The organism is Thermoleptolyngbya oregonensis NK1-22 (genome assembly GCF_032705245.1).
Classification (GTDB): domain Bacteria; phylum Cyanobacteriota; class Cyanobacteriia; order Elainellales; family Elainellaceae; genus Thermoleptolyngbya; species Thermoleptolyngbya sichuanensis.
This window is the reverse complement of sequence record NZ_CP053540.1, coordinates 3,033,255-3,054,843: the sequence shown is the minus strand read 5'-3', so window position 1 is coordinate 3,054,843 and position 21,589 is coordinate 3,033,255. Positions and strand designations below refer to the sequence as shown.

At 56.9% G+C, this 21,589-nt stretch carries 15 protein-coding genes and 2 tRNA genes; 9 read left to right on the top strand and 8 right to left on the bottom strand.

Going from position 1 to position 21,589, the window contains the following annotated elements:
* The first annotated feature begins 183 nt into the window (after positions 1 to 183).
* The gene (locus HNI00_RS13055) at positions 184 to 1,941 is read left to right on the top strand and encodes a purple acid phosphatase family protein (protein ID WP_316786803.1); all 1,758 of its coding nucleotides are present in this window, start codon (positions 184 to 186) and stop codon (positions 1,939 to 1,941) included.
* Between the two features lie 14 nt (positions 1,942 to 1,955).
* On the opposite strand, the gene HNI00_RS13050 is transcribed toward HNI00_RS13055, so the two are convergent.
* Positions 1,956 to 2,028, bottom strand: a tRNA-His gene (locus HNI00_RS13050).
* A 274-nt stretch (positions 2,029 to 2,302) separates the two neighbouring features.
* Between HNI00_RS13050 and HNI00_RS13045 the strand changes: the two genes are divergently transcribed.
* The 5 genes from HNI00_RS13045 (at position 2,303) to HNI00_RS13025 (ending at position 10,975) form a co-directional block, all read left to right on the top strand.
* Positions 2,303 to 2,376, top strand: a tRNA-Pro gene (locus HNI00_RS13045).
* Positions 2,377 to 2,421: 45 nt separating this feature from the next.
* Positions 2,422 to 3,207, top strand: a complete 786-nt coding sequence (gene sfsA / locus HNI00_RS13040) for a DNA/RNA nuclease SfsA (RefSeq protein WP_316786801.1) — start codon at positions 2,422 to 2,424, stop codon at positions 3,205 to 3,207.
* A 670-nt stretch (positions 3,208 to 3,877) separates the two neighbouring features.
* Positions 3,878 to 4,960, top strand: a complete 1,083-nt coding sequence (locus HNI00_RS13035) for a glycosyltransferase family 4 protein (RefSeq protein WP_316786800.1) — start codon at positions 3,878 to 3,880, stop codon at positions 4,958 to 4,960.
* A gap of 1,034 nt (positions 4,961 to 5,994) precedes the next feature.
* Complete coding sequence (locus HNI00_RS13030) at positions 5,995 to 7,395, top strand: glycosyltransferase (protein ID WP_316786798.1); 1,401 nt, start codon at positions 5,995 to 5,997, stop codon at positions 7,393 to 7,395.
* Between the two features lie 1,315 nt (positions 7,396 to 8,710).
* Positions 8,711 to 10,975: an amylo-alpha-1,6-glucosidase gene (locus tag HNI00_RS13025; RefSeq protein ID WP_316786796.1), complete on the top strand. Its 2,265-nt coding sequence runs from the start codon at positions 8,711 to 8,713 to the stop codon at positions 10,973 to 10,975.
* 3 nt (positions 10,976 to 10,978) lie between these two features.
* On the opposite strand, the gene HNI00_RS13020 is transcribed toward HNI00_RS13025, so the two are convergent.
* Together HNI00_RS13020 and HNI00_RS13015 are read right to left on the bottom strand one after the other, a co-directional pair.
* On the bottom strand, positions 10,979 to 11,758 hold the full coding sequence (locus HNI00_RS13020; protein ID WP_297076788.1) for an RDD family protein: 780 nt from the start codon (positions 11,756 to 11,758) through the stop codon (positions 10,979 to 10,981).
* Between the two features lie 6 nt (positions 11,759 to 11,764).
* Complete coding sequence (locus tag HNI00_RS13015) at positions 11,765 to 12,823, bottom strand: hypothetical protein (protein WP_316786792.1); 1,059 nt, start codon at positions 12,821 to 12,823, stop codon at positions 11,765 to 11,767.
* Between the two features lie 145 nt (positions 12,824 to 12,968).
* Between HNI00_RS13015 and HNI00_RS13010 the strand changes: the two genes are divergently transcribed.
* Positions 12,969 to 13,922, top strand: a complete 954-nt coding sequence (locus tag HNI00_RS13010) for a stage II sporulation protein M (RefSeq protein WP_316786790.1) — start codon at positions 12,969 to 12,971, stop codon at positions 13,920 to 13,922.
* A 76-nt stretch (positions 13,923 to 13,998) separates the two neighbouring features.
* On the opposite strand, the gene HNI00_RS13005 is transcribed toward HNI00_RS13010, so the two are convergent.
* Positions 13,999 to 14,358, bottom strand: a complete 360-nt coding sequence (locus tag HNI00_RS13005; protein WP_316786788.1) for a hypothetical protein — start codon at positions 14,356 to 14,358, stop codon at positions 13,999 to 14,001.
* A 284-nt stretch (positions 14,359 to 14,642) separates the two neighbouring features.
* Here HNI00_RS13005 and HNI00_RS13000 point away from each other — a divergent pair, with 284 nt between their 5' ends.
* Complete coding sequence (locus HNI00_RS13000) at positions 14,643 to 15,224, top strand: DUF4332 domain-containing protein (protein WP_316786787.1); 582 nt, start codon at positions 14,643 to 14,645, stop codon at positions 15,222 to 15,224.
* A 92-nt stretch (positions 15,225 to 15,316) separates the two neighbouring features.
* Here HNI00_RS13000 and HNI00_RS12995 read toward each other — a convergent pair whose 3' ends face one another.
* Positions 15,317 to 15,751 carry a GNAT family N-acetyltransferase gene (locus HNI00_RS12995; RefSeq protein WP_316786785.1) on the bottom strand — a complete coding sequence of 145 codons (435 nt, stop codon included), beginning with the start codon at positions 15,749 to 15,751 and terminating at the stop codon, positions 15,317 to 15,319.
* Positions 15,752 to 16,251: 500 nt separating this feature from the next.
* On the opposite strand from HNI00_RS12995, the gene HNI00_RS12990 reads away from it, so the two are divergent.
* On the top strand, positions 16,252 to 16,977 hold the full coding sequence (locus HNI00_RS12990) for an ACT domain-containing protein (RefSeq protein WP_068513509.1): 726 nt from the start codon (positions 16,252 to 16,254) through the stop codon (positions 16,975 to 16,977).
* Positions 16,978 to 17,091: 114 nt separating this feature from the next.
* Here the strand turns inward: HNI00_RS12990 and HNI00_RS12985 are convergent, their stop codons facing one another.
* The 3 genes from HNI00_RS12985 to HNI00_RS12975 form a co-directional block, all read right to left on the bottom strand.
* Entirely contained in the window at positions 17,092 to 18,084 is a 993-nt protein-coding gene (locus HNI00_RS12985; RefSeq protein ID WP_316786783.1) for a pentapeptide repeat-containing protein, read from the bottom strand.
* Positions 18,085 to 18,159: 75 nt separating this feature from the next.
* Positions 18,160 to 19,452 carry a hypothetical protein gene (locus HNI00_RS12980; RefSeq protein ID WP_316786781.1) on the bottom strand — a complete coding sequence of 431 codons (1,293 nt, stop codon included), beginning with the start codon at positions 19,450 to 19,452 and terminating at the stop codon, positions 18,160 to 18,162.
* A 107-nt stretch (positions 19,453 to 19,559) separates the two neighbouring features.
* Positions 19,560 to 21,437 (bottom strand): ABC transporter ATP-binding protein, encoded by a 1,878-nt coding sequence (locus HNI00_RS12975; RefSeq protein ID WP_420156210.1) that lies wholly within the window; start codon positions 21,435 to 21,437, stop codon positions 19,560 to 19,562.
* Positions 21,438 to 21,589 lie beyond the last annotated feature (152 nt).

Below are 21,589 nucleotides of genomic sequence, written 5' to 3'. Positions count from 1 at the left end.
CAGCGTGAATTGACTCTGCCTTCTAGATTCAATTTTTGCCTTCTTTACCCTATGCCGATCATGCGCCCCAAGTGGCAACATTGGAACAACCTGTGGAATCATCCCTGGAATGCTTCCTGGAACGCTTTTAGAAACGCCTTTAGGAACGCTTTCAGGAATCTTTTCCTGCGTGTTCGATGGGATATGCGAGGAAGCTTCGTTGGAAAGTGGCGATCGCCCTTTCTCATCCTGCTCGTCCTGACGCTGACCTATGGCTGTGTCGCCACCAATCGCCCCGCTGCCACGCTGCTCACTGACCCGTTTTTGCAACTGCCCACGCCGACCAGCGTCCGCGTCGTCTGGTTTACCGAGTTTGAGGGCGGCGAGCATCGGGTGGAATATGGCGACGGGTTCACGCAGCGGGCGATCGCCACCACCACAAAGCTATCCCGCGTGCGCGAAGACCAGCGATCGCGCGTCGGCCAACAGACCGAACCCGGCCAGGTCTATCAGCAGCCCACGCCCCGCGACATCTGGCGGCACGAAGCCGAAGTGACGGGCCTGACACCGGGGCAGCGTGTTCCCTATCGCGTCGCCAGCCTGCGGGCCAATGGGCTATTCACACGGGCGATCGCCAGCCGCCCCTTTACCCTGGCTCCCCTGCCGCCGCCCGGTACGCCACTCAAAATCCTGCTCACCTCCGACCACCAGAGTATGCCCATGACCGCCACCAACCTGCAAAAGGTCGTGGAGACAGTAGGACAGGTAGATGCGGTCTTTTTAGCAGGCGACACGGTGAACATCCCCGACCGCGCCTCGGAATGGTTTGATGACAATCGCGGCGGCGCATTCTTCCCCTGCCTCCAGGGTCGCGCCAGCTATTCCCTGGAGCGCAACGGCACTACGCGAGTTTACACTGGCGGCGAAATCATTCAGCACGCGCCAATGTATGTGGCAATTGGCAACCACGAAATCATGGGGCGTTACGGCCGCCTAGATAGCTTGAACGGCGAATTTGAAGACGCAATTCCCCGTGATGTAGCGCTGCGGCTCTACGGCCCCAACGGGCTAAACAACACCGCCTTCAGCACCGACACCTACGAAGAAATCTTCAGCCTGCCCCAGAGTCCAGAGGGCGGCGAAACCTACTACGCCACCACCATTGGCGATGTGCGATTGGTATCGCTGTTTGCCACCAACCTGTGGCGCGTGCCCAGCCTAGACCCCTCCGCCAAGGGGCGCTTCCGCGAACCCGAAGCCAAGCTCAATAGCCGCGAAGACTGGGGTTATGGGCAAATTATCTTTGAGCCAATCCGCAAGGGCAGCCCGCAATACAACTGGCTAAAGCAGGAGCTGAGCAGCCCGGAGTTCCGGCAGGCCCGCTATAAGATCGTGATGCTGCACCACCCAACCCATACCCTGGGGGATAATGTCGTGCCGCCTTATACCGACCCCATTCGCGTAGTGGAGCGCAACGCCGAGGGCAGCCCTGCGGTGATTCGCTACGATTATCCAAAGTCGGACGACTATTTGCTGAGGGATGTGATGCCGCTGCTGGAGGCGGCGCAGGCGCAACTGGTGCTGTACGGGCATTCTCACGTCTGGAACCGCTTCCGCACGCCTGCGGGTCTGCACCTGCTGGAAACCTCCAACGTGGGCAATACCTACGGGGCCTATTGGGAACCGCAGCCCCGGAAGCTGCCCGATCTGAACCCGCAATTCTACAACCTGGAAAACTACGTGACGGCGGGCGATCCGGGCGGGCTGGAACCGATTACGCCGACCCTTGCGCCCGTGACGGGAGATGATGGACAGCCGCTGCCGTTTCTTTCCAGCAACGACATCACCGCCTTCACCCTTTTCGACACAGGCACGGGCACTATCAGTAGCTACCGCTTCGACACGCGCACCCCAGATGCGCCCGTGGTCAAGTTCGATGAGTTTCAGCTTGGCGTGGGATAAAGACGTGAAACAAGGGCGAACGATGGGACTCGAACCCACGAATGGCGGAACCACAATCCGCTGCCTTAACCACTTGGCTACGCTCGCCGTACAGTACCCTCTACAGGCGAATACTAGTATAGCATTTGGCTGATGGGACTGGTCACAAATTTTGTGCCTTTTGATCTTAGGACTTACGCAGTTGGATAATTTCTCGCGGGCTGCGTCCGCGAGAAATTGCCCAAAATCCAGAAAGCCTATCGCAAGTGCGTCAGTCCTGGGTCTGTTTGATCTTTGTGATCTGGTGTGTGGGAATATCTATGACCCCAACTTCCGACTCAGCTATCCAGTCCGCTATACTAGGGAAGGCGACAATTCGCTTCGGGATGTAGCGCAGCTTGGTAGCGCGCCTGCTTTGGGAGCAGGATGCCGCAGGTTCAAATCCTGTCATCCCGATTTTTCATTTTGAATGGAACTGCAAATCGCTAAAGGCGGGTAGTGGTGCAAACGGACTGGATTTATCCCTATCCGCCTCTTTTGTCTGGCGTGTTGGTCAGGCGCTACAAGCGATTTTTCGCGGACATTGAGCTAGAGAGCGGCGAGATCGTTACAGCGCACTGCCCCAATACCGGGCCGATGACGGGGGTCAATTGCCCTGGCAGTCGCGTGATGGTGTCGCCTAGCAATAACCCGAAGCGATCGCTCGCCTATACCTGGGAACTGATCGAGGTGAACGACAACGGGCCAACGTGGGTGGGGGTGAATACAGCGCTGCCCAACCGCATCGTCCGCTCGGCGCTGGAAGCACGGCTGTTTCCACAACTGGGCAGCTATCAGCAGATTCGGGGCGAAGTGCCCTACGGACAGGATCAGAAAAGCCGGGTCGATTTTTTATTGACGGGGGCTGCTGATGGGCGACCTGTTTACATCGAGGTCAAAAACACCACCTGGGCGCTGGGCGACCTGGCGCTGTTTCCCGACACCGTGACAGAACGGGGGCAAAAGCACCTGCGAGAGTTGACGGCGCTGCTGCCCCAGGCGCGACCGGTGATGCTGTATTTCATTAATCGAGGCGACTGTACCCGGTTTTCGCCGGGCGATCGCGCTGATCCGGTCTATGGGCAACTGCTGCGGGGGGCGATCGCCCAGGGGTTAGAAGTGCTGCCCTGTCGATTCGAGATTTCGCCTGCGGGTATCCGCTATCTAGGGCTGGCTGAGCTTTGCCTTGAGACGACGCAACTTACAGAAGTTCAAACCCCCAAAGGCAAACGACGAAAAGCGCCATAACGCAGAGCGAAAAGAGAAAAAATCGAGGAATGGGGCAGCGCAAAACGGTATCAAACGACACGATTAATTGCCTCATTAGTATTTGATATAACCGCGGTCAAAATGCACCGAGTTCTCCTATTTGAGGTCATTGAGATCGCCCAAAAGCCTCTTTGTAAGCAGCTTTCAGAGATTTGGTTTCTATTAGAACAAAATGGAGGGCGATCGCCCAATTCGGATATCCGTATTCGCAGCGGTAGAGATATCCGCCTTGCCTCAAACATGAATATTTCTTAAATTCTGTTATGCACCTCTAGGAACTTCTTAATCCTCCTTGGGGGGCGTGGATCTGCTGTACACATCTGATAAAGTTGCGACACAAGACGAGACATTATGTTGACCGTTAAAAGAAAACCATCCGCAGTTGTGGACATCCGATAAAGAGCAGAATTGTTGATTTTGCTGAAGCTCAAGATTCAGGGTTCCCTGCCTCTACTCATGTCTATCAACTTTCGCGGAAAACGGTTTTCTAACTGGTATCACGCTGGCGGCCGATGCTGCCGACTCGCTTGCTTCCATCGCGCATTTCAGACACAAATTCCTGAGAATTCTTGCTAAATTCCTGCGAATTTCCTAGACCGAATAGCCCAATCAAAACGGCTAGCCATGTTCGTGAAAGGAGAGACAAATTATGCGTATTGCACAAATTGCTCCGCTCTGGGAACGAGTTCCTCCTACCACCTACGGTGGAACAGAGTTGGTGGTGAGCTTGCTCACGGATGAGTTAGTCCGACGGGGGCATGAAGTGACCTTATTTGCTTCAGGAGATTCGATTACGCTGGCGAATCTGGAATCGGTTCATCCTCGTGCGCTGCGGCTCGATAGCACGGTGAAAGAATACGGCATTTACGAAATGCTGGAACTGGCTCAGGTTTACGAACGGGCTGACGAATTCGACATAATTCATTCCCATGTAGGCTGTGCCGCGCTGCCCTATGTAAATCTGGTCAAAACGCCAACCGTCCACACGCTGCACGGCATTTTTACGCCAGACAATGAAAAGATGTTCACCTATGCCCGACGGCAGCCCTACGTGAGCATTTCCAACACGCAGCGGGAGCCGCGCCTGGGGCTAAACTACGTTGCCACCGTATACAACGGGATTGATGTAGAGAGCCACAAGTTTCATCCTGTGCCAAATGATCCCCCCTATCTGGCATTTTTGGGGCGGCTGTCGCCCGAAAAGGGAACCCATCACGCCATCGAAATTGCCAAGAAAACGGGCTATCCGCTGAAGATGGCAGGCAAGATCGACGTGGTGGATCGGGAATACTATGAGCAGCAGATTAAGCCCCACATCGATGGCGAACAGATTCAGTATCTCGGCGAGGCCAATCATCAGCAGAAAAATGCGCTGATGGGCGGGGCGATCGCCACGCTGTTCCCCATCACCTGGCGGGAACCGTTTGGGCTGGTGATGGTGGAGTCAATGGCGGCGGGTACGCCCGTCGTGGCGATGGAACTGGGGTCCACGTCCGAAGTGATTGCTCACGGCAAGACGGGCTTTCTCTGCCATTCGGTGGAGGAGTGTATCGCGGCGATCGCCCAGGTGCCGCAGATCGATCGTCGGGCCTGTCGAGATCATGTTCAAGCAAACTTCAGCGTGCAGCGCATGACCGATGGCTATGAGCAGGTCTATCGCCAACTGGTGGGCGATCGCACGTTGACCAGTCCGGCAATTTTCAGCCTGCCGCAGCCAAAGCTGGCCGGGTAACCCTTGACCAATAGCAGGGGTTATAGCAAGGGTTGAGGAGCGAACTCTTCCCTAGGATCGAAGCCTCAACCCTTCAAACGTGCGATGCTTTGAAGTTACCACTCTTAATATCTGTAGCGCCGCTGTAGTGCCGCAGGGATGGCAGTCTATCCGGGTTGCCGCAGAGTTGGCTTCTAAGCCGCAAGATAAGGTTGACCCTGGTCAAGTCAGGCCCCAGCTTGAGTTCAGCCCGTGTCAGCCCATAATCAGCCCAGAGTCAGCCCAGAGTCAGACCAGAGTCAGCACAGGGTACAAGCCGCCTGCATCGGGTTCTGGTTTTGTAAATTGCAGAGTCAGTTTTGTAAAGCGTCGTGCTTTCTTTGTACTTTAGTCCGGGAACGCAATTCCCGCGCTTGAAGTAGTTTGAGTTCCCCTGATGATGGCGCTTTAACTGTGATGGCGCTTTGACTGATAACGCTTTGACGTGTTTCCCTTCGCGCTACAGACATTATTGCCTTGCAGATGTATTGCAAGGTGATACGCCGACTCCAGGCGGTTCGTCCCTCGCGTATGAGTGTATCCCACTTTTGTAGCCCTCACCCTAAATCCCTCTCCCAAAGCGGGAGAGGGACTTCCAATCCGACTCCCCTTCTCCCAAAAAGGGAGAAGGGGCTGGGGGATGAGGGCAAACTTGCATAACTGGGATGCACCCTCGCGTGTTCCTGATTTTTTCGTTCACCCCTTCCGAGACATCGCTCATGTCGTGACCTAGCACATTGTTGGCGTACCTCTGCTCTATACAATGCCCCTGGAGAAAAATTTAAAAAGCGGCACGCTCGATACAGCGTTTAATCGCTCCACACGGCACAATATGGCAGTGTAAAGGAACCCTAACGAACCTCACGGCTTATTTCAGGATTGTTAGCAGAATTGTTAGCGGTTCGCCGATGGTTCACTGGCGAGGTCAGACCAACCGGATAGGAAGATCCTGTCCTAGCTAGAGGGTTGGCTCGGCTGCGGTGTCCGGTACGATATCCAAGTCTACGAGGTTAGCAATGTCCCAGACCCCTCCCGTATCCCAATCGCGTCATCCCAGGGCAACGTTTTCTGCTGGGCCCCAGCGGCAGGCGATCGCCCTCATCCTGGTTCATAATGATCCGGCGCTGGAATTTCAGCGCGAAGAAGCCAGCGGCAGCCGGGTATACGTGAATCAAATCAGCGAGGCGCTGGCCAAGCTTGGCTGGCAGGTGGATGTGTTTACCCGCAAGACGAATCCCGACGATCCAGCCATCGTGCAGCATTCGCCCCACCACCGCACGATTCGTCTGGTCGCTGGCCCGCAGGAGTTTATCCCGCGCGATCGCCTGTTGGAGCATATGCCCGCCTTTGTCGAAGCTTTTCGCAAGTTTCAGACCAAGGACGGATTTCACTATCCGCTGGTGCATACCCACTACTGGCTCGCAGGCTGGGTGGGGCTGCAACTGAAGCAAGAGAGCAATATTCAACTGGTTCATACCTACCACTCTCTGGCGGCGGTTAAATACGCAGGCATGGCGCAAAAGCCGCTGGTTGCCGACCACCGCATGGCGGTAGAGCGGCATACGCTCGTCGGCGCGAACTGCATCGTGGCAACCAGCCCCCAAGAGCAAGAAACCCTGCGGGAATTGGTGGCCACTCCCGGCAACGTGCAGGTGATTCCCGGTGGCACTGACTTGGACGTGTTCCACCAGATGTCGCGCAGCGATGCCCGCGCCCAGTTGGGCCTGTCGCCCTCGGAAAACGTGGTGCTGCATGTGGGACGGTTTGACCCGCGCAAGGGAATCGAGACACTGGTGCGAGCCTGTGCCCAAATCAAGCAAATGGATACCCTAGCAGGAGAACCGCTGCGGCTGTTGCTGGTGGGCGCGGCCGACGATGCTGAGAGCCTGGCCGAGCGCGATCGCATCCAGTCGCTTGTAGCCGAACTGGGGCTAAACGCCGTCACGGAGTTTGTCGGTCAGGTCGGACACGATCGCCTGCCGCTGTATTACACCGCCGCAGATGTGTGCGTTGTGCCCAGCCAGTTTGAACCCTTTGGGCTAGTGGCGCTGGAGGCGATGGCCTGCGGTACGCCCGTGGTCGCATCGGATGTTGGCGGGCTGAAGTTTGCTGTCGTGCCGGAGGAAACGGGGCTGCTGGTGGCTCCACAGGATGTAGACGGCTTTGCGGGGGCGATCGCCCGCATTCTCAGCGACGACCTCTGGGCCCACCGTCTGCGTCGTCAGGCCTCCCTGCGAGTCCAGCAAAACTTTAGCTGGAGCGCAGTGGCCGCTCGCCTCAGCGACCTCTATCGCAGGCTGCTGGCACAATCGCTCACGGGAGATCTGCTGTCGGTTCCGATGGCTCCCACCACCGCAGCCGCCCTCAGTTCACTGCCCGCCGAACCGCTGGAGCAGCCGCTAGTGAACGTGTCTTAGCATACTGGTTAAAATGCCAAGACGTAGATAGGACGCGCAACAGCACTGGCTGCCTTCTGCGCTGGGCTGGCTAACCCATCTACGGAGTCAAAGGAATCAACAAGAGTGTGAGTGTACCTGCGGGGTGTATCCCACTTTTGTAAACCCTCACCCTACATCCCTCTCCCAAAGCGGGAGAGGGACTTCCAATCCGGCTCCCCTTCTCCCTTTTTGGGAGAAGGGGCTGGGGGATGAGGGCAAACTCGCATAACTGGGATGCACCCCACCTGCGATCCTGTTGAGGTTTTTCGCGGGGACTGGCTGCCGCGAATACGGCGCAATTGTTATCTCCCCAAAGCTTCTCCTCAGCCTGAGTCGTGCTACTGCATTTTTGATAATCTGAATTTTTTATAAAATCTGAGCAGCATTCACAGGATTCAAGCCTGCCAAACAGACATACTTGAAAAGTCTTGAAACTGCTATTAAATTAAGTTGAAATATTGCTACAACTCATCGCTTCAAAATCTTTTATTGAGGATTTAGCTTAACTTTAAAAAAGTCATGGCACACTAAAACGAGTGCCTATCGCTACTTGGTATTGTCTAGCTTGGTATTGTCTAGCTTGGTATTGTCTGACTTGGTAGGGTCTGACTTGGTAGGGTCTGGCTTGGTAGGGTCTGAACGGTGAAGGTTTGGCAAGCGTCCCTTCAGTAGGACTTGCCGAAGTATCTTCGTACCAGATCTAGCGCAGCATCGGGTGAAACTTTTCAGATTGCACTGCTAAGTTTGAACCGTTTCGGTCAGACCTTACTTATTTGTTAAGCTTGCCCATTCGCCGATCACGAACGGTGATCACAAATGGTGATGGACTTGAGAGCAAAACACGCTCTCAAATTCGTAACATCTGCCATCATCACACAACGCTTTTGCCCAGTTCCAATTTGGGTTAAAAGCGATTCAAATCGGATTTGAGATGATTTTCTCAAAGTATTTGCAAGTGCATTGAATCGCTACTGGCTACGACTAAAAGCGACTACTGGAAAGCGTGTGACGACGAGTGCATCCCACTTTTGTAACTCTCACCCTAAATCCCTCTCCTGCTCTGGGAGAGGGACTTTGAATCCAGCCCCCCTTCTCTCGTTTTGGGAGAAGGGGTTGGGGGATAAGGGCGAGTTTGCATAACTGGGATGCCCCCTTGTGACGACTATGCCTGAGATGACCTTAGTTCCTCCGAATTCAGGGGGATTTAGGGAAATCTCACCCCGAAGGTTTTGTCTTTCAGACCGGTTTCCTAACCTTGATCCATCGCCCTTAAACCCTGATTTCTCCAGAGACTATGCCCGACCTGATTGAACTTGATGGACGTACCTTTGTGCCCGCAAATCAAGCACCTGTGGCGGAGTGGGCCTGTGTGACGAGCGATCGCCCCCAGCCGACGCTCACACTCAAAGACGATGACCTGTTTCTGATTATCGATACGCTGGGCAACATTTCGGGACGGCTGGACGATAGCACCGTCGCCAGCCTGGGGCTATTTTGCCGAGATACACGGTTTCTCAGCCGTCTGGAACTGCAAATCGAGGGGCGATCGCCCGTATTGCTAAGCAGCAATGCCACCAAGGGATTCGCCTTTTCTGCCCTCTGTACCAACCCGCTGATCGACGACAACCTGCCCGCCGACACCCTCGGCATTGAGCGTGAAATCGTGCTGAATGGCGGTCTGTTTGAAGAATTGACGCTGACCAACTACAGCACGAAGCCTGTGCGCTTTGAAATGAGCCTCAGCTTTGATGCCGATTTTCTGGATTTGTTTGAAATTCGCGGCTTTCAGCGGGGCGATCGCGGGCAACTGCTGCGCCGGGTGATGCCGCCGACCGGGTTTGGCGATGCCGACAGCAACGGCCAGCCCCGCTTTGCCCATAGCTCTGTCCCTGACCCGACGGAACTAACGCTGGCCTATCAGGGGCGCGACGGCGTGTTGACGGAATCACACATCCAGTTTTTGCACCAGCGCCCCAGTTTCCTTAAGGGCTACACCGCCCTCTGGTATGTAGACCTAGCCTCTCACCAGACCGTGAAAGTAGGCTATCGGCTGGAAATGCGGATGAATGGGCGCTTGGTGTCTACGGTCAGCCCGCCGACGACGCTGGTGCAGGCAAAAGCCGCCGAGCAACTGGAGGAAACCGAATGGCACGCCGCCACAACGCGCATCCGCACCGACAACAAAGACATCAACCAGATTTTGGAGCGGGCGGAGCAAGACATCTACCTGCTGCGGCAAACCTTCGAGCAGGGCAAGGCGCTGTCGGCGGGCGTACCCTGGTTTTCTACGCTGTTTGGGCGTGATTCCATCATTGCGGCGATGCAAACGCTGATCCTCGACCCGGCGATCGCCCGCGAAACCCTGACTGTCTTGGCGCATTATCAGGGCAAAGCCGATGACGGCTGGCGCGACGAAGCCCCCGGCAAAATTCTCCACGAGCTGCGCTTTGGGGAACTAGCCCGCTGCCAGGAGATTCCCCACACGCCCTACTACGGCACAGTAGACGCGACCCCGCTATGGCTGCTGCTCTATGCCGACTATTATGGCTGGACGCACGACCGCGACACTCTGGATCGTCTCTGGCCCAATGCCCTGGCCGCAATGGAGTGGATCGACCAGTCCTGTCGCGAAACGGGCTATCTCAGCTACAATCGGCGATCGCGCAAAGGTCTACCCAACCAGGGCTGGAAAGACTCCGACACCTGCATCGTCGATCGGCATGGTCAAATGGCGCAGGGGGCGATCGCCCTGTGCGAAGTGCAGGCCTATGTGTATGCCGCAAAGCTCCGCCTCAGCGACATCGCTCGGCTCTACAAACGGTTTGACCTGGCGGATCGCTGGCAGGCCGAAGCGCAGGATCTCAAAATCCGGTTCAACCGTGACTTTTGGGTAGACGACCTGGATTTTTGTGCGCTGGCGCTGGATGGGGATGGCAAGCCCGTGGACAGCATTACGTCTAATCCTGGCCACTGCCTGGGGCTGGGGATCTTTGACCCAGAAAAAGCCCGCAGCGTGGCGGAACGGCTGCAAGCGCCCGACCTGTTTAGCGGCTGGGGCATCCGCACCCTAAGCAGCCTGTCGCCTGCCTACAACCCAATGGGCTATCATATCGGCTCGGTCTGGCCCCACGACAACGGACTGATTGCCCTGGGACTGCGATCGCTCGGATTTACCGATGCCGCACTAGAAATTGCCCAAGGACTGCTGGACATGACGCTGCAACAGCCCTACTGTCGCCCGCCGGAACTGTTCTGCGGCTACGAGCGCACCCCCGGCACAGCCCCGGTACAATATCCCGTCGCCTGTTCACCTCAGGCCTGGGCCACGGGCACAGTGTTTCATTTGATGCAACTGATGATCAACCCCGTGCCCAATGCCCCCGCCAACCACCTGCGAATTCTCGACCCGGTGCTGCCCGACTCGATCCGCCACCTGTCGCTGCAAAACCTGCGCGTGGGCAGCACCCTACTCGACCTGGAGTTTGAGCGCGTCGGCAATGCAACGGGCTGCCGCGTCGTGAAAAAACGCGGGAATTTGCGCGTGGTGATCGAGGCGTAGGGTCTATGCCTGAACGACCGCCAAGTACACCGCTTCCAAAAACTCATCCGAGGTCAACCCGTCGGGGATGGCTTCTAGCTGAATGCGCGATCGCACTTGGCGGGCAAGCGTCAGGCTGAGGTCGTGGCGGGCTTTGCGGGTCAGATCCTTGCGGCGGTCGAGGTATTCACGAATGACTGCGAGGTCGTCGGGGTGTAGGTTCCGCAGGTTGGCCAGCGTGGGTAAATGGGCAACAAGCTGCTGAGTGCGGTCGGAAAGGGCCAGGCTGGGCTTGGCGCGGCGGCCCGTTTCCTGCACCACGATGGTTCCGGCAACCCAATCGCCGATGCGCTTTTCTCGTTTGCTAAACAGGATGAACAGCGCCCCGATGAAGAAAAAGTCGTCGATGGGGCGCAAGAGCGATCGCAGCGCCGCTTGCGTCAGTCCAATGGGGCGGCCGTCGTCGCGGATGACGCGAATTTTGGCGAAGCGCTTGCCCGGCGTTTGTCCCTGGCGATAGACCTCAAAGCCGATGAAATAGCCCGCATAGATGGCAAACGTACCCAGGATGAACACCGCCAGCAGCCAAGGCGGCACCGCGCTAAAGTCGCCCTCCCGCTGGAGCAAATAGCTCATCAACTGAGTTGACAAAAAAATCCAGAGGATCGAGAAACCCAGCAGCGACAGCGCCACAATGTGATAGTCAATCAGCAGCGCCAGCGCCCGGTTGCCGATGCCCGCCAGCGAAAACTCTAGCTCCACGCTTTCGGGCGTATGCAGATTGACCCGGTTAAAAAAGCGCATAGAGCCTCATCGAGGGGGGGCGGAGTCCTGAATATCGGCAGAGCCAAAGTCCCCGTCGTCGAGTTCGGGATTGCTCAGTTGCAGCCCCAGCCCCTCGCGGCGACGGCGCAAATCGTAGTAAATGGTGGCTTTGATCGACTGCCAGAGCGGCATGGTAAAAATGCCCAGCAGCAGGCTAATCAGGAAACTGCTGCCAAACGTGAGCAGGCCATAGAGGGGAGAATTTTCGGGATAGATGCGGACGATCGCTTTTTGGGCAATGCCTAGCACAATCTGAATTACAAATTGCAGCGGGATTGTGGCGCTCCACGTCACCAGCAAAATCAGGAAAATTCGCCCGACGTTTTTATGGGTCAATTCCCAACTGCGCCCTAGCGACTGGGTTGCCTTCAGTCCTGGCTCCACCGCCAGCGGCAGATCGGGCACCGAGAATCGGATGCTAAACCAGGTCAGCATCCAAATCAGCAGTCCGACGATTCCCAAAAAGACCAGAAACGCCAGGAGAATCAGGCCCGGGTTCACTAGCGCTGCCGACTGGGGATTTAGCAAAAAGTCTGTGCCACCGACAAACACAAGCATAACGACGACCACTACGGCTGCCACGATGTAAAACAGCAGCGATACTGCGGCTCCCAGCAAAAACAGCAGCACATAGACCCACAAAAACTGCCACTGGCGGGCGCGGGTATAGCGACAGGCCGATTCGATGCTCTCTGGCTGTTGGGTCAGATCGCCAAAGCCCAGACGGGCGATCGCCGCCGATAGCGAGTAGGATCGGGCTGAGCAAAACACCATCAGCACCACCCACGCCGGAATCACCAGCCCCAGGGTGGCGAAGTAGCGCTGCGTCGTGGCGTAAAACAGACCCAGGGCAATCGCCAACATAATGGGCAGCAAAACCCACAGCGTGGATCGGGTGGCCAGCCATAAATAGGGCTTGAGCTTGGCTCCATACAGCCGAAAGCCCACGTTTACCGCATTGCCGACGGTAAGCGGCTGGGTTAGGTCAGGAGAGTTTGGGCCGGAGCTAGGGCTGAGGGTCATAAAATCGAACGAGGCTGGCAAGCAGCCCACCAGAGCGCAAAGGACTGATGCTATCGTAGTCTACGCATCGGCAGAGTTTCACCCTTTTGCAATCTCCTGAAATCTAAGATGCGTTCTCCAACGGACGTTTTGCCCGCTCTGGCTCCCTCCCCTCGCTGACCCCAACATGGACATTCGCCGCTGGACTGCCCGCCGAGAATCTAGCTGGAACGACCTTGACCGTCTGCTGCAACAGGCAGAACGGCGCGGGCTAAAGTCGCTGACGGCGACGGAAATTCATCAGCTTGCCAGCCTTTATCGAGCCGTGTCGGGCGATCTGGCCCGCGCCCAGCAGATCAGCCCGCGCCTGACCCAAGAGCTACAATCGCTGACCACACGCGGCTATGCCCAGGTCTATCAAGGGCTGCGGCGGCAGGAGTGGGAGGCGGTGCGCCAGTTTTACCAATCGGGGTTTCCGGCGGTGGTGCAGCAGTGCGCGGGGTACATCGCGCTGGCAACGGCCTTGTTTGTGCTGGCGGCCGTGGTCGCCTGGTGGTATTCCTGGCGCGATCCAAGCTTTATCGAACTGATGGTGCCTAGCTCCATTATTCGCCAGGTGCGCGATCGCCAGGAGCTTTGGATGGGGTCGATCGTCGGCGTGGAACCCTACGCCGCCAGCAATATCATGGTGAACAATCTGAAGGTCTCCTTTGCGGCGGTGGCGGGCGGCATCACGGCAGGATTGGCGACGGTCTACATTCTGCTGCTAAACGGGATCAATATCGGGGCGATCGCCGCGCTGGTGGGGCAAAACAATCTTGCCTTCCCCTTTTGGGCCTTTGTCTTTCCCCACGGAGCGCTAGAACTGCCCGCCATTTTTCTGGCAGGGGGCGCAGGGCTGCTGCTGGCTCGTGCCCTCCTCTTTCCGGGGCCGCTGCGCCGCGTCGATGCGCTCAAGCGCTACGGCACACAGGCCGCCCAGTTGATGTACGGCGTGGTTCCGCTGCTGGTCATTGCGGGCATTATCGAAGGCTTCTTTTCTCCCAACCCCGCTGTGCCCGACCTGCTCAAGTATGTCGCTGGCATGGGGCTATTTGCCACACTGGTTGGGTATTGCAGCCGCAAGAGCGGGCGAGCGTGATGTGGGGCGCGGAAGCGAGCGCTCCTAATCCTTCCAGCCTCCCACTCATGCCAGCCTGCCGCCGCGTTTCCCTCTCCTACCACGCCGCCTCGTCCAGCAGCATCTCCAGCGCCTGTTCCACGTTGCTCCAGGCATCGTCGAGCGAGTCCGACAGGTCTGGATTGAGCGATCGCAGATCATCCGCCAGCCCCAGCAATTCTTCGCCAATTTGCGTCAGGCGACCTTCGGCGATCGCCCGGGCCTGCTGCTGGCGTTTCAGACTGCGGACGCGGCGGGCTGAGTCAGGCTTCTGAGGCTGCGGAATGTACAGGCTGTCCGATAGCTCCTCCGACTCAGCAGCAATCCCTGCGGCAGACGACGGAGATGGGGAAGACTGAGGGGCGATCGCCCCGCCAATCTCATTGGGAGGAATGCTGCTTCGATGGGTCGGTTTCATAGGGTGTGATTGTTTAAGCCAAGAGCAAATAAACCAAGAGCAAACGGTACAAGCGCCAACCGTGAACCAGTCCAGCAGTTAGCTAATCCAGTTAGCCGCCAGACAAGAGACACGCGAGAAAAGCAAGCCTTATGGCGACAAAAAGTATTATTAGATACAGTTTAACCTGCCTAGAGTGCCCCCAGATGCTCCGGAAAACCGTCATTTGTAGCCAATTCATAACAATTCTTAGGAATTTTGCAACAATCCAGACTGCCGAAGGAATTCCCCTGGCTGTCTGTGCCTTGCGTCCATGCCATGATGGATTTGGAGCAGCCTCACTGGAGCAGCCTCACTGGAGCAGCCTAACCATCGTGTTGCCGCCCGTCGCCTGCCCCAGCCCCAAGCCATCCCACCGCCCCAGAACGCTTAAAATGCCGCCCAAATCTCGCGAAACCCTGCCCCAGCCCATTCGCTCCTGCAACTGGGCGATCGCCCAACTCCCCGGCCTCAGCGCCGAAAACCTGGACTTGCTCCATCGGGCAGGCTTCAAAACCACCCTAGCGTTCTGGCAGCGCACCCAGACCCCCGCCCAGCGGCACAACCTGGCAGCGCACCTCCAGCTTCATCCCAAATACGTCAACAAATGGGCCGCCCTATGCGACCTGGCCCGCATTCCCGCTGTTGGCTGTACCTACTGCGGGCTGCTACTCCACACGGGAATCATTTCCGTCCAGCAGCTTGCAGACACCCCGCTCCCCAAGCTCCACCGCCAGCTCATGCGATTGCAAATTGCCACAATGCAGCGCCAAGATCTCTGTCCGCCACTGGGCGACGTATCGCTCTGGGTAGAGCAGGCGCGTCAGCTTAACCCGACCCGCCGCTAGAAGGGCGATCGCTTCTTAAAGCCATTCAAAGCCATCCCTACAGTGCTAACAGCGCTAATCTTCCCGTATCTCTTCTCAAGACTTATCAAGACTTAATCGGGATACCAGAACATTCCCTTAATCCCTTCCGGGTCAGACATAAAGCCCAAATGCCGATAAAACTCCACCACATGCGGATCGGCGAACAGGGTGATATTGCTAATGTCTTCGCTGCGGAGCTTTTTGATCACCTGCTTCATCAGCGCCTTACCCAGCCCCTTGCCCTGAAAATCAGGATGCACTACCACATCCCAGATTGTGGCGTTAAAGGCATGGTCGGACGTAGCGCGAGAAAAGCCAATCAGCCGTCGCTGAGCGCCCCGCTGCTCCCACATCGACACCACCAAAAAGCTGTGCTGAATCGCCTTTTTGACCTTGCGGAGCGGTCGCCGCGACCAGCCCACCGCATCGCACAACTCCTCTAGCTCGTAGAGGTCAATCTCGCGATCGGTGCTAAAAAAAATCCGAGACCCGCTCGTCGTCGTCATTACGGGTGCCACCTGTCCCTCAGGTTGGGCCGGTCTGGACGCAGCGGCAGCATCAGAAGCAGTGAATAAGCTTTTCCAGAAGCCCATGCGAGTGCGTAGCCTAGACAAAGATTGGGACAGCAGTATTAGCATAGTATAGCGTTCCTCTCTTGTTCCCAAAAAGGCTGCTGCATTTCGACCCCAAATTTCGACCCCAAATTTCGACCCCAAATTTCGACCCCAAATTTCAACTCCACGTTTCGATCCCACGTTTCGACCCCACATCGACCCCACATTTTGATGTCCCCGGTCGCAAATTCACCGAATGTAGGGGTGCAATTTGTGAGAGATTGACCTACAGTTAGGGTTTTCTAAGATAGAAGCGCATTACTGCGTCGCCTACTGGCGAAATTGCGATCATCCTGACCCTTAGACGGCTGAATGCCCCGTCAGCAGTTCTGCCGAACCTCAGGAATCGACTCAAAATCCATCATGTGGGCACACAAGGGCTTTCCCCAGATATGGCTCCGGGCTTAAAACCAACGACGCTGGAACTCTTGAAACGCTTTAACCGGGCGTTTCCACAGTTTTATGAGCAATTTGTCAGCAGCGAGATTCAGCTTCAAAACCTGCGCCTGGCCTATCAGCTCTACAAAAGTCGCCAGGCGGTTATTGAAATCAAGCCAGAGGGCAATAAGAGCGCCTTGCACTTTGCCTACCGCAACCAGTCGTTTTTGCTCAGTGACATTTTCGGCGTGCTGGCAGCCTACGGGCTAACGATTCATGGTCTGAGTCTCTACGGTCAGATCTATCCGCCGATGCTGGTGTTTATCAAGCTGGTGGTGGCGCGGAGCGGCAAGGCACTGAGCGAAAAGACGGCAGAGAATGTCTGTCGGGCCATTCGAGAGGCGCTGGGCGGCCGCTTTGAAGTAGAAGAGATGCTGGCGGTCGAGTTTAACCTGGATGCTGGCCTGGAACAGGTGGAAACCGAGTTTTATGTAGACCCAGTGTTTCACCTGCCTGCGCTGCTGATTGAGGCAGACAACCAGCCGGGACTGTTCTATAAGGTGATGTACGCGATCTGGCAGGAAGACCTGCTGGTGGTCAACGCAAACCTGCTGGTGTGGCGCGGACGGACGCGGCTTATCCTGTATCTGCTGGGGCCCAATGAGAACCTGATTCCAGAGTACCTGGGGCAGAAAATTGCGGACGGTGTGCGACAGCGGCTTTTGGGACGAAGGTTCTAGAGTGGATTTTGGGTTTTGGATTGGGGATTTTGGATTTTGGGTTGCCAGTCTTGCAGTCTTGTAAGGATTCCTGAAGGTGTAACGCTCTAGGAGTCGCGTCTGGGAAAGCCTGGATTATGAACCGTCTGATCCATCCGGCAGGGTTGCGCCTTTGAGAATTGCACCAGCCAGATCGGTGCTGCTGAGTTCTGCCCGCACCAGGTTTGCATTGCTGAGATTAGCATTGACCAAGCTGGCTCTGGCCAGGTAGGCATCGGTGAGTTGGGCGTGCTGCAAGTCTGCCCCTTGGAGGTTGGCGCGGCTGAGGTCAGCACGGCTGAGTTGGGCAAAGGCGAGAATGGTGTCCTGTAGCTCGGCGCGGGTCATTTGGGCATCGGGCAGAATGGCGCTTCGCAAGACCGCATTCTGGAGGTCGGCTTCGGTGAGGATGGCACGTTCTAGCTTGGCATGGGTCAGGTTGGCAGAGCGCAGGTAGGCCTGGGACAGATCCGCCTCGGTGAGGAAGGCTCCGCGCAGGTTCGCGCCGCTGAGGTCGGCCCCGCTGAGGGTGGCGCTGCGGAGGGTGGCTTCGCTGAGGTCGGCTTCGCGCAGGTCTACCCGTGCCAGGTCTGCACCCGTCAGGTTTGCGCCGCGCAGGTCGGCTTTGCGGAGTGTTGCGCCGCGGAGGTTGGCGGTGTAGCGACGGTTTTCTTCGCGCAGGTTGGCCCCACGCAGGCAAGCGCCCGTTAGATTTGCGCCACTCAGGTCGGTATTTCGCAAGTCTGCATCGCTGAGGTTGGCATCGAGCAGATCTGCCAAGGTCAGGGCTGCGCTGCGGAGGTCGGCCCCGGTCAGGATTGCGCCGTGCAAATCAGCATCATTAAGGCTGGCCCCGGTGAGGGTGGCTTGACTGAGGTTGATGCCACTGAGGGTCGCGTGATCGAGCGTGGCTTTGCTGAGGTTTGCCCGATTGAGATAGGCAAGGGCAAGATTGGCGTGGCGCAAATCAGCGCGGCTGAGGTCGATGCCAATCAGATCCGCATGGCTTAGATAGGCTCCGGCTAGGTTTTCGCCGCTGAAGTGGGTTTCGCGTTGAGCGTAGCGCTGGAGCAGTTCTTGCGGCGTCATGGAGAGAACGGGAATGGGGATTGAAATTTGGGAGTTAGACCTTCATGATGGGCTAATTTGCGGAACGGGGCGTTTTTAGTTTGGTTCGGGATGGCTGACGATGCCAGTGGGATCATCGCCAGTTTGGGTAGAAGCGGGGGGAGCGCAGGAGTTGGGGCGATCGCCCGCTCCATTCTCCGGGAAGGCGGCTGGTAAATCGGTTTGGGTGAAATCTGAACTGGGATAAAACGGCTGAAACGCCCGCAGGAGGGCACTGGCAACGGGCTGGTAAGGGTTGGCACGGGACTCGGTAGGGCGATCGCCCGTGGATTCCAGATCGGCCAATAAATCAGCAGCTTTTCCCAACTCAGCGCTGAGCGCGTTGAACGAGGCATACTGCTGCCATACCTGCTTGAGCAGCGTGTCCAGATCGTAGCCTTTCAAGTGCGTCCAGGCTGGCAGACCCGGCGGCAGGGGTTCGTATAGCACCGTGTATAGCAGCAGCTTTGCCCGCAGTGGGTTGCTGAATTTCATTAGCGTTAGCCGCAGATCAACCCATAGGGCCGGGTCGTCTAGTTTAAGCGGCGATTCATAAGAAGCCGATGTAGCGGAGCAGGCTCTAGCTTGCGGAAATGAGGAATCTGTGGCGGGAGCTTCTGTAGGCTCTCTAGCAGGAGATGCTTCAATAGTAGAGCGGATAGAGGGCGGCGCAACCGAGTTGTGAATGCGCGTTTCATCGGCAAGCGAGGAGGGAGGGACTGCCAGATTGGCTTGGGTGACCTCTAGCATGTCGCCATAGAGCGGCGCAAAGGCGTGGATAATCGTCTGGGCGACGCGAGTGTATTCGGCTTGGCGATTGAGCGTGCGGACGATGCTGGAGAGGATGGCATCGAGGGTTTGAGGCGTGGCGGTCAATCGGTGGAGCCGCTGTACCAATTCAACCAGGGAATGCTGGCTCAGCACCTGGGGGTCATTTTCCCAGGTCTGGGTGCAGGCGGCGAAGAGCAGCTTTTTAATGCGGGAACTGTTGGTATCTTGCTGAAACTGGGCAGCGACCTGCTGATAGTCTTGGGGACTGGCGGCGATCGCCAAAGACTCGTTTGCCGGATAGAGCGGCTCTAGATAGCTCAGCGCAGCATTGGCTACCAGGGTATACTCCGTCACTTTGCTGAGCGTGTTGACGAGAGCCGTCAGGTGCGCTTCCAGGATTTGGCGCGTGGGATATTGGGCCCGCAGGTCTTGCACCAGCGGATATAGGTCTGCGTGCTGAATTTTGATTGGATCTCGCTCCCAAGTTTGCTGGCTGGCGTAAATCAGCAACTTCTTGATGCGAAGCAGATTGGGATCTTGCGAGAGGTTTTGTACTACCTCATCCAAGGGCGATCGCACCGTTTATCATCCTCATGCGCGGCTTATTTCTTATTAAATAACGACTTTGCAAAACTGTCACAGTCAACCTGCACAGTAAGTCAGGCAATGCCCAAATTTAATAAGACTTACGCTGCTGGGCGAGGACTGCTCAGCCCTTCCTGGACGCGCCACAGGCTGGCGTAGATACCGCCCTGAGCCAGCAGGGATTCATGGGTTCCCTGCTCCACCAGCTTGCCGTATTCCATCACGTAGATGCGGTCGGCGTTGCGGATGGTGGAAAGGCGGTGGGCGATCGCCACAGTGGTTCGATTTTGGGTAATCTTTTCGAGCGATCGCTGGATCGCCGCTTCGGTTTCGTTATCGACCGCTGAGGTGGCTTCGTCCAGGATTAGGATGGGCGGGTTCTTTAGCACGGCGCGGGCGATCGCCAATCGCTGGCGCTGTCCACCCGAAAGCTTCTGGCCGCGTTCGCCCACAATCGTCTCGTAGCCCTGCGGCAACTGCTCGATAAAGTCATGGGCTTCGGCAATTTTGGCGGCGGCGATCACCTCGGCGGGCGCGGCGTGGGGCGTGCCGTAGGTGATGTTGTCCCACACGCTGCCATGAAACAGAAACACGTCCTGGCTCACCAGCCCGATGGATTGCCGCAAGTCTTGAAGCCGGATCTCGCGCAGGTCGATGCCATCGAGGGTGATGCGACCGGACTGAATTTCGTAGAGCCGCAGCAGTAATTTGACCAGCGTGCTTTTGCCGGAACCTGTGGAACCCACGATGGCGATGGTTTTGCCAGCCGGAATCTCTAGCGACAGACGCTCAACCACGGGCGGGCGATCGCGATAGGCAAAGGTCACATCCCGCAGCACAATCTCGCCGCGCACCTGGTTCGTAGGCAGGGCCCGATAGCCAGGGGGACTGGCCACAGGCGTATCCAGCAGATCCATCACGCGATTCGTCGAAGCCATCGCCCGCTGATATTGGTCCAGCGTTTCGCCCAGGCGCGTCAGCGGCCACAGCAATCGCTGAATCAGGTAGACCAGCACGCTATAGCTGCCCACCGACAGCGTGCCCCCCGCCACCGCCAGGCCACCCAAAAACAGCGTCGCGCTAAACCCAATCAAGATCAAAATCCGAATCAGCGGCACAAAGGCAGAACTGAGGGCAATCGCCCGCTCATTGCTGTGGCGATAGGCTTCGCTCTCCTGACGAATGCGATCCAGCTCATCCTCTTCGGTCGTGAAACTCTTAATCGTCAAAATGCCGCTGAAATTATTCGACAGGCGGCTATTCAGCAGGCTCGCCTTTTCACGCACCTCGGCATAGCGCGGAGCCAGCAGCTTTTGGAACGCGATTGACCCCCACAGAATAAACGGCATCGGCAGCATCGCCAGCCACGCCACCCCCGGAGCCAGAATAAAATATGCCCCGCCAATCAGCACAACGGTTGCCGCCACTTGCAGCACCTCGTTTGCGCCATAGTCCAGAAACCGCTCTAGCTGATTGATGTCATCATTCACAATCGACATCAGCCGCCCCGTGCTGTTGCTCTCGAAATATTCCATCTCCAGGGATTGCAAGTGGCTATAGACATCCAGCCGCAGGTCGTGCTGAATAGTCTGCGCTAGGTTGCGCCAGAGCCGAGCATAGGCATATTCAAAAATCGACTCAAAGGCCCAAATCACCGCGCTGATGGCAGTCAGCAGCCCCAACTGCCCGGCCACGCTGGTCACGCCAAACTGCGCCAGCACCGAAGCTTGCTGCTGCACGACCACATCCACCGCAATGCCAATTAGGGCGGGTGGAGCCAAGTCGCAAAGCTTGTTCATCAGCGAACAGAACGTGGCGGCCCAAATCTGTCGGCGATAGACCCTGGCATAGGCCAAGAGTCGCTGGAGCGGGTGACGCGCAGGAACAGAACCGGAAGAGCCTGGGATAGTTCGACGGACGGCAGAGCGGCGATGAGGAGGCACAATGCAAACCAGAAGAAAGATCAAACGAGCTTTCATCGTGGCGATTTTGTGAAATTTCCACATCCTCCGACCGGATGTAGTTTGTATAGTTTTGTTTATTAAAGAGATTGGGAACTCTATAGGGAAATGGGTCTGGCTAGGCATTGTTTTAAAGCTTTCTAGGTCAGTGATTGCCCTGAGTCGATCCC

Coding starts and splice junctions, on each gene's coding strand:
- HNI00_RS13025 (WP_316786796.1), top strand. CDS start 8,711: ATGCCCGACCTGATTGAACTTGATGGACGTACCTTTGTGCCCGCAAAT.
- HNI00_RS12975 (WP_420156210.1), bottom strand. CDS start 21,437: ATGAAAGCTCGTTTGATCTTTCTTCTGGTTTGCATTGTGCCTCCTCAT.
- HNI00_RS12985 (WP_316786783.1), bottom strand. CDS start 18,084: ATGACGCCGCAAGAACTGCTCCAGCGCTACGCTCAACGCGAAACCCAC.
- HNI00_RS13010 (WP_316786790.1), top strand. CDS start 12,969: ATGGACATTCGCCGCTGGACTGCCCGCCGAGAATCTAGCTGGAACGAC.
- HNI00_RS12990 (WP_068513509.1), top strand. CDS start 16,252: ATGGCTCCGGGCTTAAAACCAACGACGCTGGAACTCTTGAAACGCTTT.
- HNI00_RS13005 (WP_316786788.1), bottom strand. CDS start 14,358: ATGAAACCGACCCATCGAAGCAGCATTCCTCCCAATGAGATTGGCGGG.
- HNI00_RS13055 (WP_316786803.1), top strand. CDS start 184: ATGCGAGGAAGCTTCGTTGGAAAGTGGCGATCGCCCTTTCTCATCCTG.
- HNI00_RS13020 (WP_297076788.1), bottom strand. CDS start 11,758: ATGCGCTTTTTTAACCGGGTCAATCTGCATACGCCCGAAAGCGTGGAG.
- HNI00_RS13030 (WP_316786798.1), top strand. CDS start 5,995: ATGTCCCAGACCCCTCCCGTATCCCAATCGCGTCATCCCAGGGCAACG.
- HNI00_RS12995 (WP_316786785.1), bottom strand. CDS start 15,751: ATGACGACGACGAGCGGGTCTCGGATTTTTTTTAGCACCGATCGCGAG.
- HNI00_RS13035 (WP_316786800.1), top strand. CDS start 3,878: ATGCGTATTGCACAAATTGCTCCGCTCTGGGAACGAGTTCCTCCTACC.